This is a genomic window from Archangium gephyra (assembly GCF_042230915.1).
Taxonomy (GTDB): Bacteria; Myxococcota; Myxococcia; order Myxococcales; family Myxococcaceae; genus Archangium; species Archangium gephyra_B.
On sequence record NZ_CP102578.1, the window covers coordinates 5,544,040 to 5,556,762 of the forward strand.

General features: G+C 69.0%; 9 protein-coding genes. 3 read left to right on the forward strand and 6 right to left on the reverse strand.

The genetic code is table 11. From position 1 onward, the window contains the following. Window positions 1–17: 17 nt before the first annotated feature. The 3 genes from NR798_RS21750 to NR798_RS21760 are packed head-to-tail and all read right to left on the reverse strand — an operon-like array spanning window position 18 to window position 3,499. A complete protein-coding gene (locus tag NR798_RS21750; protein ID WP_375773407.1) occupies window positions 18–1,121 on the reverse strand; it encodes a hypothetical protein in 1,104 nt (367 codons plus the stop codon). A gap of 24 nt (window positions 1,122–1,145) precedes the next feature. Continuing rightward, the gene (locus NR798_RS21755) at window positions 1,146–2,231 is read right to left on the reverse strand and encodes a hypothetical protein (protein WP_375773408.1); all 1,086 of its coding nucleotides are present in this window, start codon (window positions 2,229–2,231) and stop codon (window positions 1,146–1,148) included. Next, complete coding sequence (locus NR798_RS21760) at window positions 2,228–3,499, reverse strand: glycosyltransferase (RefSeq protein ID WP_375773409.1); 1,272 nt, start codon at window positions 3,497–3,499, stop codon at window positions 2,228–2,230. The genes NR798_RS21755 and NR798_RS21760 overlap by 4 nt, the downstream gene beginning before the upstream one ends. Before the next feature lie 485 nt (window positions 3,500–3,984). Between NR798_RS21760 and NR798_RS21765 the strand changes: the two genes are divergently transcribed. Then, window positions 3,985–6,573, forward strand: a complete 2,589-nt coding sequence (locus NR798_RS21765) for a galactose oxidase-like domain-containing protein (RefSeq protein ID WP_375773410.1) — start codon at window positions 3,985–3,987, stop codon at window positions 6,571–6,573. A 77-nt stretch (window positions 6,574–6,650) separates the two neighbouring features. Then, window positions 6,651–7,439 carry a 4'-phosphopantetheinyl transferase family protein gene (locus NR798_RS21770; RefSeq protein ID WP_375773411.1) on the forward strand — a complete coding sequence of 263 codons (789 nt, stop codon included), beginning with the start codon at window positions 6,651–6,653 and terminating at the stop codon, window positions 7,437–7,439. Between the two features lie 75 nt (window positions 7,440–7,514). On the opposite strand, the gene NR798_RS21775 is transcribed toward NR798_RS21770, so the two are convergent. The 3 genes from NR798_RS21775 to NR798_RS21785 all read right to left on the reverse strand — a co-directional run bounded on the left by NR798_RS21775 (window position 7,515) and on the right by NR798_RS21785 (window position 11,048). Further along, window positions 7,515–8,249 (reverse strand): immunity 52 family protein, encoded by a 735-nt coding sequence (locus tag NR798_RS21775; protein ID WP_375773412.1) that lies wholly within the window; start codon window positions 8,247–8,249, stop codon window positions 7,515–7,517. An 11-nt stretch (window positions 8,250–8,260) separates the two neighbouring features. Then, a complete protein-coding gene (locus NR798_RS21780) occupies window positions 8,261–10,078 on the reverse strand; it encodes a Tox-REase-5 domain-containing protein (RefSeq protein ID WP_375773413.1) in 1,818 nt (605 codons plus the stop codon). Window positions 10,079–10,283: 205 nt separating this feature from the next. Beyond that, window positions 10,284–11,048 (reverse strand): thioesterase II family protein, encoded by a 765-nt coding sequence (locus NR798_RS21785; RefSeq protein WP_375773414.1) that lies wholly within the window; start codon window positions 11,046–11,048, stop codon window positions 10,284–10,286. A 399-nt stretch (window positions 11,049–11,447) separates the two neighbouring features. On the opposite strand from NR798_RS21785, the gene NR798_RS21790 reads away from it, so the two are divergent. After that, the gene (locus tag NR798_RS21790; protein ID WP_375773415.1) at window positions 11,448–12,716 is read left to right on the forward strand and encodes a serine hydrolase domain-containing protein; all 1,269 of its coding nucleotides are present in this window, start codon (window positions 11,448–11,450) and stop codon (window positions 12,714–12,716) included. The last annotated feature ends 7 nt before the right edge of the window (window positions 12,717–12,723 follow it).

Below are 12,723 nucleotides of genomic sequence, written 5' to 3' on the forward strand. Positions count from 1 at the left end.
CAGGAGCGGCCGGGTCATCAGGGCCGCTCCTCACCCAGGAAGCGGCCCAGCTCCGCCACGCGCGTCTTGAGCCACGCCTGCTCGGCTCGCAGCCGCGCCAGCTCCAGCACCAGGTAGTCGCGGTAACGGCGCACCTTCGCCGTCTCCATGGCCTGGATGTCGCGCAGCTGCCCCTCCAGGTCCGTCACCAGCACCGACACCTCGCGCAGGCGCGCCTCCTCGGCCGAGTGTCCCGCCCGCAGCTCACGCAGCAGCCCGGCCACCTCCTGGCTGACGCCCTCCACATCCTCCTCGAGCAGGCGCCGCCGTCCCTCCCTCGCCCGGGCGTTGGCCGACGGCTGCCACAGGTTTCCCAGGTTGTAGGCCACCGTCAACGAGCCAAACAGCGGCACCTCCTGCGGCACGTTGATGAGCTCGTCGTACCCACCGCGCAGCCGCACCCGCCAGGCCGAGGCGCTGCGCAGGGTGGCGGACTCCGCTTCCACCCGGGCATCCGCCGCGCGGAAGTCCTGCAGCCAGGTGGACAGCGGACGCTCGGTGGGGCGGGGCAGGGCGGCGAGCCGCTCGCGCTCCTTGGCCGTCTGGTACGCCAGCGCCTGCAGGCCATCCAGCCGCAACTGCAGGGCGTTGAGCTCCTCGAGGGTGGCCCGGCCCGCCTTCACGTCCTCGCGCAGCGAGGCCAGCAACTGCCCGGCCTCGGGCAGGGCTGTCTCCAGCACCTGGGCGCGGGCGGCCAGCGCGGCCTCGGCGCCCACGTCGGTGCCCCGCTTGGCCGCGGCCCGGAGCGCCGAGAGCGCCCGGTAGCGCTCGCACTCGGCCTGGGCCCGGCGGCGGATGGATAGTCCCCGGTAGAGCCCCATGAAGTCATAGTCCAGGCCCGCGATGATGCGCGGTGTCGGGCCGCCCAGGGGCCCGCCTTCGCTCCAGCCAGCGTCGCCCGAGTTCACCACGCCCACGCTGGCGAACACCTCCGGCGCCAGCAGCACCGCCGACTCGGCGTCACCCACCCCGCGCACGAAGGCGCAATAGCCCGGCTCGCGCGCCTCGCCCTCCAGCTCCTGGGCCCCCGCTACCCCCGCTCCGAGGCCGGCCAGCACGCTCCATGCAACCGCCCACCGCATGCTCGTCTCCTTCCGTGCTCCGGCCTACAGCAGCAGCGGCGGCCGCCCCAGCACCAGCAGCTCGTCCCGCGCCCAGCGCTCGTCCCGCAGCTTCAGCTCCACCATCACCCCGCGCAGCAGCGTCTGGCGCACCGGGTGCTTCACCGTCACCTCGCCCTGCAGCACCTGGCCCACCATCCCCGCTTCCTGGCACCACACCAGCTTCAGCGCGCACCGGTAGAGTGGGGTGCCCGGCCCGGCGTTCTCCAGGTTCTCGTACGGCACGAAGCCCACCGTCAGCCCCTGCTCTATGGCCTCCAGCCAGGGCGAGCTGCGGATGGACGCGAGCAGCGCGTCGTAGCGTGCCACCGCCTCGTCCAGCGACTTCAGGCTCTCCTCGAGGTGCTCGCGCTCGCTCTCCGCCCGCGCCACCTCCAGCACCGAGCGCGTGTACTCCCGCTCCAGCAGCAGCACCTCGGTGGTGAGCCCCGCGCTCTTGCCGCCCAGCGAGGCGTCGAAGCCATCCAGCTCGCGCTTCACCGCCTCCAGCTTCGTCTGCAGCTCCGTCGTGCCCTGCGCCAGCGACAGGTTGCTCTGCGCCAGCTGCGCCAACTGGTGGTTGGCCGTCAGGTGCTCCTCGCGCTCCAGCATCCGCGCGTTGTAGAGCGCTTCGGTGCGTGTGCGCGCCATGCCCGCGTAGGCCCGGTTGGACTCCGAAATCTCCTCGGCCGCCAGCTGGTACTCCCGGCGCAGCGAGGCCAGCCGGCGCAGTGCCTTCTCGCGCGCCGTGCGCTCGCTGCCCAGCGCCACGCGGAAGCGCGCCTGGAAGTCCTTCTCCGAGCCCAGCAGCCGCTCGGCCTGCTCCAGCCGGGCCTCCAGGTCCCTGCGGTCCGCCAGCAGCTTGTCGCGCGAGGCCGCCTGCTGCGCCAGCTGGGTGTTGAGCTGGAGGATTTGCGGATCAGTGGGAGACACCACGGTGGGGGCCAGCCAGGAGTGGTTGACGAAGAAGAAGACCTGGACGCCGAGATAGGAGACGAGGCCGCCCAGGATGAGCGCCAGCAGCACCGTGCCCAGGGCCTTGTAGGCGTTGACCGCGACGGTGTTGAGCTTGTTGACGATGCGCTGATTCATGGTGTCGAACCCCCTCCAGCCGCCCGGGTGGGGGCAATGGTGTCGGCCATACCGTCCGAAGGCGGTGCGCTCTCCGGTGGCACTCCGGCCGCGGCGCTCGGCTTGCCCCGGGTCTCCCAGCTGCCCGAGTCCAGCGTGAAGAGCGCCAGCGGCGTGAAGAGCGCGTAGGTGATGGGCATCAGCAACCCCATGGGCAGGAAGGAGAGCGCCGACACGCGCATCTCCGGCGGCAGGTGCCTCTTGTCGATCCGGTAGATGAGCCCCATGCCTCCCATGACGAGCATGTGCAGCAGGAGCACGCCCCAGAACTGCCCGTTGAGGACGTTGTGGATGATGATGACCGGATAAGACAACAGCAGCGCCAGCTGTGACACGTAGTGGACACCGACGATCGGGTGCAGCCTCCAGGCGTGGCTCAGGCCACAGATCATGTCCACGAGGTTGGAGCGCCGCCACCGCAACTGCTGCGAGAAGTAGCCCGCCAACGTGGCCGGCGCGGCCGTCTGGCACCAGGCCGCCGTGGTGTAGACCGTCTCGTAGCCCGCCTTCACGATCTGCCGCGTGAGGAACCGGTCCTCCCCGTACTTGATGGGGACACCGGCGATGTTGCGCGCCTCGAGGATGGGGTCGAGCTCCAGCAGCACGTGGCGCCGGTACGCGGTGAGACACCCGGACAGGCAGAGCACCGAGCGGAAGCTGCGCTCCAGGTCCTTGAGCCACTCCTGGGCGAAGTAGAACTTGATCTCAATCATCCGCGTCATCCAGTTCTGATGACGGTTGGCGACGTAGGTGCGGCCACCGACGGCGGCGATGCGGGGGCTGACGAAGCGGCGCACCAGCTCACGCACGGCGCTGGGGTGCACCACGACGTCCGAGTCCACCGAGACGATGAGCTCGGCGGTGGCCTCGCGCACCGCCCGGGCAATGCCCTTGCGCTTGCCCATGTTGTGCGGGTTGCGCATCACCTTCACGTTCAGGTGGCCCTCGGCCGCGCGCAGCGCCCAGGCAAGGCTGTCGTCGGTGGAGCAATCGTCCACCACGCAGATGCTCAGCTTGTCGTGCGGGTAGTCCTGCTCCAGCAGGCTGCGCACGGCGTGGTAGATGCCCTCGCCCTCGTTGAAGAGGGGAATCACCACCGTAACGGTCGGCTGATAGCCATCATCGGTGGCATCCACCCAACGGCCGCGCACCCGCCGCAGCAGCGGGCCGAGCACGTACCGGTTCATCATCACCACCAGCACCAACAGGTGCACGGGGAACAGTTCCATATCCCACCCGGCGCCGCGAACGAACCCGGCGCGCCCCAACACACACCTCGAACGCTCGCCCCTGGCCTCGTCCCGCTCGTGGTCCCCCCTCGTACCCCTGATCCGCGCGCATTCCGGCACGCTGCATCGGAGCGGCCTGAAACTCGGCTCGTGCCAAACCTCTCACAACTGCCCCGCGGGGCAGTGGGAGTGTCTTCTACCCCCGGATCTTCGTCCGTCTATGTCGCACCCCTGGACACACGGACGCCCTGGTGTGTCTGGCATTCGTCACGACGCCTGGACTTCCGCACAGCTTGGCACCCTCCGCACGGGTCCTACGTTGACTTGCCACATTGGGATGGGGCGGTGGAGGAGGGGGACGGATGGGGCGATCAGCCTTCAGGGCTTGGGGGAGTAGTCTGTTCTTGGCGGCCGGGATGTTGCTGGCGGCGGTGCCGTCAGCGGCGAGGGCCGCGGATCCGAAGGTGGCGGGGGAGTGGTCGTCCATGACGACCTTCCCGGTCTCCTTGACGCACGCGCACCTGTTGCCCACCGGCAAGGTGATGTTCTTCGGCGAGTTCGAGGAGGGCCTGACGCCGCCTCGGTTGTGGGATCCCGCCACCAGCGCGCTCACGGATCTCCCGATGCCCGACTACAACATCTTCTGCTCGGGCCACTCCTACCTGGCCGATGGGCGCCTGCTGCTGACGGGCGGCCATGAGATCTCCCACGTGGGCTACCCCTACGTGAGCATCTTCGATCCCTTCACGCTCACGTGGAGCCGCTCGGAGAACATGAACGACAACCGGTGGTACCCCACCAACACCACGTTGCAGAACGGTGACGTGGTGGTGCTCTCGGGCGAGACGCACGCGGCGGGTTCCAGCAACCCGCTGCCGCAGGTGTGGGAGGCCAAGACGGGCAAGTGGCGCGACCTCACCACCGCCATCCAGGATCTGCCCTACTACCCGCGCATGTTCCTGGCGCCCAACGGCAAGCTGTTCTTCGCGGGCCCCTGGCGCCGCTCGCGCTGGTTGGATCCCGAAGGCACCGGCACCTGGTTCGACGGCCCTTCCAGCACGTACAACGGCCGGGCCTACGGCGCGGCGGTGATGATCGGCTCCAAGGTGCTCATCATCGGCGGCGGCTCGCCCGCCACGGAGACCGTGGAGGAGATTGATCTCTCGCAGCCCTCGCCCACCTGGATGGCGCGCGCTCCGATGGCCTTTCCCCGGCGCCAGCTCAACGCCACCCTGCTGCCGGATGGCAAGGTGCTGGTGACAGGCGGCAGCAGCGGCGCGGACTTCGATGACGACACCCTGCCCGTCAAGGTGCCCGAGCTCTACGATCCCGAGACCAACACGTGGACGAAGCTGGCCCCCGCCGTGGACTACCGGGGCTATCACTCGACGGCCCTGCTGCTGCCGGATGGGCGCGTGCTCACCGGCGGTGGCCGCAACCGGCGCACCACGGAGATCTTCTCGCCCCCGTACCTCAAGCAGGACGGCGGGCGGCCCACCATCCAGGAGGCGCCCGCCGTCATCACCCCGGGGACGAGCTTCCTCGTGCAGACCGCGGATGCGGCCCAGGTGGCCAAGGTGACGCTGCTGGCGCTCGGCTCGGTGACGCACGCCTTCGATCAGCACCAGCGCTTCCTCAAGCTGTCCTTCACGCCCACCAGCGGTGGGCTGCAGGTGTCCGCGCCCGAGAGCAACTTCGCCGCGCCCCCGGGCTACTACATGCTCTTCATCCTGGATGGGCGCGGCGTGCCCTCGGTGGGGCGCATCGTGAAGCTGGGCTACGTGGCGCCGGCCGCCCAGAAGAAGATCGTCTTCAGCGACACGTGGAAGTACGACGACCGGGGCATCGATCAGGGCACCGCCTGGCTCGCCCGGGACTTCGATGACTCGGCCTGGAAGGCGGGCCCGGGCCAGCTCGGCTACGGCGACGAGGACGAGGGCACGGTGCTCACCCCGGGCGCTCCCACGGTGTACTTCCGCAAGAAGATCACCCTGGACAACCTCGTCACCGAGGCCCAGCTCGAGGTGCTGTACGACGATGCCATCGCCGTGTGGATCAACGGCGTGCCCGTCTTCTCCCGTAACATGGGCAACGGGACGGGCTTCAGCGCCTACGCCACCGGCTCGACGACCAATGCGTACGAGCGCGTCCAGCTCCCGCTGGCGTCCAATCCGTTCCGCGTGGGGGAGAACGTGATCACCGCGATGGTGAAGCAGGTGTCCCCCAACTCGGATGATCTCACCTTCGCGCTCTCGCTGGCGGTGGCGCAGCTCGCCGGACCGGTGCCGGACACGCTGGTGGTCTCCGCGCCCAACGGCGGCGAGGTGTTCCAGCCGGGCGAGTCCACGTCCATCACCTGGTCCAGCTCCGGCAACGTGCCGAGCGTGGACCTTGCGCTCTCGGCGGACGGCGCCGCGAGCTGGACGCCCATCGCCTTCGGCGTGCCCAACACCGGCCTGTATGCCTGGACGGTGCCGTCACTGAACACCAGCCAGGCCCTGGTGCGCGTGTCCCGCGTCGGCGGCACCACGCCCCTGTCGGACGTGAGCAACGCGCCCTTCACCATCAGCCCGCAGGTGTCGGTCATGGCCATTCCGTTCCGGTCCACGTGGAAGTACCAGGACAGCGGGCTGAACCCCGGCGCGGACTGGAGCACGCCGGGCTTCGATGACTCGGCCTGGCCCTCGGGGGCGGGCCAGCTCGGCTACGGCGATGGGGACGAGGCCACGGTGCTCAACCGCACCACGCCCTCCCAGTCGAGTGTCTACTTCCGCAAGAAGATCACCGTGAACGGCACCGTCACCGAGGCCAACCTGCGCGTCCTCTTCGACGACGGCATCGCGGTGTTCGTCAACGGGACGCAGGTGTTCGGCCGGAACGTGGACAAGGGCGTCGCGCACGAGAAGTACGCGAGCGCCGGCGCGGAGAACGAGCTGGCGGGGGGCACCGTCCCCACGAACGTGTTCGTCCAGGGGGAGAACACCATCGCGGTGGTGGTGAAGCAGACGGGTGGGACATCGCCGGACCTGACGTTCGACCTCGAGCTGCAGCTCGGCGTCGTCCCCCAACCGTGAGCTGACGGGCGGCGCGCCCGCTCTCGGGCTGGCGCGTGCGCCCGTGACGCGATAGGGGTGGGGGCTGGACTTCGCCCATGATGCCGAGCCCTCCCTCCGAGCCGCCCCTCTCCCTACGCCCCGACGAAGTCCACCTGTGGGTGGTGGAGCCGGAGCGTGTCTCCGAGCCCCGGTTGCTCGCCGCCTATCTGGCCATGCTCAGCGCGGAGGAGCGGGAGCGGCACTCGCGCTTCCGCTTCGACCGGCACAAGCTGCAGTTCCTCGTGTCGCATGCGCTGGTGCGCGTCACCTTGTCGCGCTACGCGCCGGTGCAGCCCCAGGCCTGGCGCTTCGCCGTCAACGCCTACGGCCGCCCGGAGCTCTCCGGCGAGGGCCTGCCCCGGCTGCGCTTCAACCTCTCGCACACGGACGGCATGGCGGTGTGCGCGGTGGTGCTCGACACCGACGTGGGCGCGGACGTGGAGCACTCCGGCCGCCCGGGCCAGACGGTGGAGCTGGCCGACTCCTTCTTCGCCCGCTCGGAGGTGCAGGCCCTGCGCTCCCTCCCGGCCGAGCGCCAGCGCGAGCGCTTCTTCGATTATTGGACCCTGAAGGAGTCCTACATCAAGGCCCGGGGCGCGGGGCTGAGCCTGCCGTTGGATCAGTTCGCCTTCCACCTGGAGCCCGGGCAGCCGCCGCGCATCTCCTTTGATGCGCGGCTGGCGGACGATCCGGAGACGTGGCAGTTCGTGCAGCTGCGGCTGTCGCCGGAGCACCCGGCGGCGGTGGCGGTGCGCCGGAGCCGGGAATTGCCGCTGACGGTGCGGTGCCAGCGGACCGTGCCGCTGGCGGGGGATGGGCCGCCCTGGTTCGTCCCGGGCCGCTAGCTCAGGGGCCGACCTCGGGGAACCAGCGGACGATGTCCTCGCGCAGGGCGGCCAGCCTGGACACAAGGCGACCGTTCACGCATTCCGCCTGGAAGCCGGCGGCACCATCAACCGGAGCAGCCCCCACTCCTCGAGCGCCCTTTGCGTTCGCCAAGCGAGCGCCACGTGCTCCGGATTGCTGGGGGTAAGTCGCTCCGGGGTGAGTGTCACGAGTGTTCCCTTGTCACCCACGGGCTCAACGCGCACCGGCGCAGGGAGGACAGGCACCTCGCCCCGTTCCCGCGAGAAGTACGTCATCCAGCCAACGAAGCATCCGAGCTGACTGCCGCCGGAAAGCTCGTCCCACAGCCCGTCAGCCGTCGCAACCGCCCACTCCGGCTCCCACGCCACAGCCACGGCGCGCATGGCACCAGAGACGACAGGACCCGTGACTACGCGCTCCTGACCCAGGGCCTCATTCGGGAGAACCAGCCACAGGAAGTTCGGCGCAAACTCCGCCTTCGACCCACAACCGAGCATGACCGATCCGCCCCGGCCCTGTTCCACATGCCCCGTCCAGGCGTCGAACTCAAAACCGTCATCCAGAATCTGGTACTTCTCGCGGCCGAAGAAACGGATGAAGGTCTCGCGGGTGGGCTCAAAGCCGAGTTGCAACGCCTTTCGAGCGGAGTTGCTTTTCTCGTACCACCGCGCGAAGTCCGGATGGCATTCCCCAAGAAGGCGGAAGAACGTCTCCGCCCGCCGTGCGCACTCATCGGCCGACTCTGGACGGTGCCCCCAATACGCTTTGATCTCGTAGCGTTCGCTCATGCCCGGCGGCCTCACTTCACCGGTTGAGTGTAAACCACCTCTATGGAATGAAGGCCCCGCTCATCAAAATACTTCCGAAGCACGGCCACCATCCGAGGCTCGGCGACGTGCCAGCGGATTGGCAGCCCGCCTGCCATCTGGAACTGACGTCGCGCTTGTTTGAGCAGGTCCCCCAAGCCCTCGTAAAAGTCGAGCTTGGGCTTGAGGTCCTTGTCGAACCACTGCTCGTACCCGCGCGCCTTGCCCTCGAGAAGCACGCCCTCCTTCGGATCGAAGCCGTCGTACTCGACGCACGTCCCATTCCGGCACACCTTGTAGCACCAGCCTTTCGGGGCGCCCGTCACCTGGGCTTGGAAGGCCCGGGCCTGCTCCGACATACTCGAAGTGTCCTCCACCCACTGACCGGGCCCACCAACCGGAGGCCACCCGCCACCGCCTCCCGCGCCATGGGTGCCCGTGTTGGCCATGTGCAGCACGTAGGTCGCGCTCAGCGCCGGCGCGGCCGCGGTGGCAACACTCCCCACGGGCACGGCCACCAGGCGCACCGCCAGAAGTCCCTCACCCGACAGCGACAGCAGGGGCACTGTGAGGCTTCCCAGCTTGCCGCCCCAGGCCGCCACCTTCGCCGTGCCCGCACCGGCCGTGCCCACTGTCAGCACGGCGCCCGTGGCGAGCCGCGACACCGTGCGCACCTTCTCAGCGTAGGGCTTGTGACGGAACTCCTCCCACAGCTGAGGCGAGTTCTCGTAGAGCTGCCTCACCGCCCCCGGCAGCTGCGCGAGCCCCTCCAGCGTTTCGCCCGTGTAGAAGACGAGCCGGTAGAGTCCTTCCACCATGTCCACTACAGCGAGCACGGCACCCTCGGCCACCGCGAGCGCCGGGTTGTCGTCGGGCTCATAGAGGCCCGCTGGACGCGCGCCTTTCGGAACCTCGAGCCCCTGGTCCACCGGGAAAAGGCGCTCGCCCTCGATAGCGTAGAACGGCCCCACCTCGAAGCGCCCGGCCCGGAGCGTGCCGTCCTCGGCGAGCACCACCTGGCCGGCCTTTTGGACCGCGACCCCCGTTGTGGCCCTCACCAGGTATCCGTCCGGACGAAGCACCAGCAACCGCGAGAAGCGCCGCATGCGCGCGTGGAGCTCGTCCCGCGTCACGGCCTCGCCGCCGGCGGCAACCTCGAGGAGAAGGTGCGCCGCCATCCTCCGGAGCCCGAAGTTGCCCAGCGTCAGCGGCGTGGAGAGTAGATGGGGCACCAGCTCCATCGCCTGCTGAGGTGCGAGCGTGCGCCCGTCCTTCGGCAGCGCCGTGCTGGGTATGCCCGCCTGCGCGAGGAAGCCCTGGAAGTAGTCGAGCGTCATGGGCACCTCGAAGGGCCGTCCGTCGCCTACTCCATCGGGCCACCCAACGCTCCTCCCCTCTAGGATCTCATCGTCGCCCCCCTCGCTCACGCGCCGCGCACGATGCCGGGCCCGCTCTGCCGCCGCGGCGACCAGGCCAGTGTCCGCCGCCATCGGCACACCGGCCTCGCGCTCCTCGGCTTGCGCGACACCGCCCTCCAGGTCCTCAGCCGCCTCCCCAGTCTTCGTTACGGACGCCGCCTGGGCCAGGCCCACCATCTCGTGTGGCTTGGGGCTCGCCCGCTGCGCCCGCCACCGATGGCGAGCGCTGCCTGCCAGCATTCCCCCCATGGGGTAGCCCATCGCGCACGCCGTCTGCAGCCCGAGGAGCACCAGCACCACCACGAGCGTCGGCCAACACGGGCTGCCCAGCGCGCCCCGTCTGCCGTCGAGCTGCGTACCGCCCACCCCAGGACTCCGGTGCTCGTTCGCCATCACGCTGGCCCTTCCCCCTTAGGGGAAACGACCCTGGAGGATAGGATGCGGGACGCCAGATGATTCGCCCCCCCCTTGACGGGCCCCGCTCCCTCGCTCACGGCGTCGCGCGCGAGGGCGGCAGCCGTGGCCGGACGTACAGCAAAAAAGCGCACGTCATTCCATGCGCTCTGGCCTTGCTCTCCTCTGTTTGTAAGACACTCCGCTAGGGGCCGACCTCGGGGAACCAGCGGACGATGTCCTCGCGCAGGGCGGCCAGCAACGGCTCGCGGGCGGTGCGCAGGAAGAAGTGCTTGCCGGGGAAGTGGCGGGCACGGAAGTCGCCGGTGGTCAGCTCCCGCCAGTGCTCGAGCTCCGCCAGGGGCACGTGGGGATCCTCGTGGGACCCGAAGGCGGAGATGGGGCAGCTCACCGGGAGGGCGGGGAGCACGGCGTCGGCGATGGCGAAGTCGGCGCGCAGCACCGGCAGCACCATCTCCAGCAGCTCCTTGTGCGCGAACACCTCGGCGGGCGTGCCCTCGTACTTGCGCAGCAGCTCGATGAAGGCCGGGTCATCCAGCTCGTCGCGCGAGTCGCGGTGGCGGTGGGGCGCGCCAGCGGCGGCCACCACCATCCCGAGGGGCATGGGCGCGCCGCGCACCTTCCAGCGCTGCGCCAGGGCCAGGGCCACCCGGGTGCCCATGCTGTAGCCGAAGAAGATGAAGGGCTTGTCCAGCAGTGGGGCGAGCGCCGGCTCCAGCGCGTCCAGGAGCGGGGGAATCTGCCGGAAGGGCGGCTCCATGATGCGCCGCTCGCGGCCGGGAAGCTGGACGGGGACCAGCTCGACGCCCGAGGGCAGCGCCGCACCCCAGCCGTTGTAGACGGAGGCGCCACCTCCGGCGAAGGGGAAGCAGAAGACCCGAAGCCGCGCGTTGGGGTTGGGCTGACGGGTAGGGAACCAGGGATTCGTAGGGGGGGCCGCGGGACGCATGTTCCTGCCGGTCACTGTGTCGCTTCGCTCAGGGAGCGTCAAGCCTGCCCGGCTGCTTCCCCGGGGGGGCGGAGACCCCGCTCGCCCGCTGGACGGACGGACGGACGGACCGAGCGAGCAGCGGGCAGGGCCGCAACGCGGTGATCCAAGCCCATCACATCCGGCGGTGTCCCCTTCCACCCGTTGAGCGGCGACGAGCAATGACTGCTCCGCCGAGATCCGGGCGCAGGAAGCACGAAGATCAAGAAGGCCGGGGCCATCGTTTCGATGGTGCACGCGCCTCGTTTGAACTGTCGCGCCTCACGCGCCGGCGGGCCCCTGTCTCGGGGCCCTGGTGAGGAGAGAGCTGCGATGATTGGAAAGTCCAAGACCCTCCGTGCAGGACTACTCGCGATTGCCATGATGTCGAGCGTGTTGGGGGGGTGCGCCACGTTTGGCAAATCCCTGCCCACGCCCTTGCCTCCTCCGGTCACGGACACGCTCCAGAACCTTCTCGACGAGACGGCGGCCACCATGCAGGCGCCCGGGATGGTGATGGCGGTGCAGATTGGCAATTCCAAGCCTTGGATTGGCGTCACCGGATGCCTGGACAACCCCTGCACGAAGAAGATGAAGCCGGACGCGACCTTCCGGCTCGGCAGCATCACCAAGAACTTCGTGGGAATGGCCATCCTCCAGCAGGTGGGCGAGGGGAAGATCAGCCTCGATGACACGCTCGAGAAGTGGCTGCCGGGGGTGATCCCCAACATCGATGGCAATGCCATCACCATCCGCCAGTTGATGAATCACACCAGCGGCATCGAGAGCTTCACCAACTCGCCGCAGTGGATCATCACGCTGATCACGGATCGGAACCACCTCTATCAGCAGCCGCAGGATCTGCTGACGCTCGCGGGGCAGCTGCGGGCCGAGTCGATCGCCGCGAATGCCGTGCTCCCGCCCGGCTCTCCCTTCAGCTACTCGAACACGCACGCCATCCTGCTGGGAATGATCGCCGCGAAGGTGGACGGGCTTCCCGTCACCGATTGGAACAAGGTGATCGAGAACCGGTTCCTGAAGCCGCTGCATTTGAAGCACACCTTCATTCCGGGACCGGGAGAGCTCGGGATTGGCTCCAACAACCACGGCTACGTCAACCTGGCCAACTTCGTCGGGGCGCAGAACTGCGCCATGGCCGGCCTCACCTGCGAGGACAAGCTCATCGATTTCACCGAGCAGAATGTGACGAACGCGGCGGCGGCCGGGTCGCTCGTCTCGAATGCCGAGGATCTGCTGAAGTGGATGCACGCCGAGCTGAAAGGCAATCTCCTCAGCCCGCAGGTCCGCCAGCAGCAGCAGGCCTTCATCGACACGGGCCTGCCAGGCCTCCAGGTGGGCCTCTCCATCTTCAAGCAGACGCAGTACGGCTTCATCGGCCACCGTGGCGAGATCTTCGGGTTCAACGGCACCATGCAGTACCTGCCCTCGAAGGACATGACCGTCATCGTGCTGTCCAACCGGACGGCCCTGGACGGCATCCACGTGGGGGCCGTGCCCGAGCAGGTCGCGGCGGCGCTCTTCCCAGACCTGGGGACGACGCCACAGCAACTCCGGCTGATGCAGCAGCGCGTGTTCCTCCGGGATCCACCGCACATCAAGAGCGGCTTGGGCCCCCCCCGCTCCCGCTGAGAGCGCC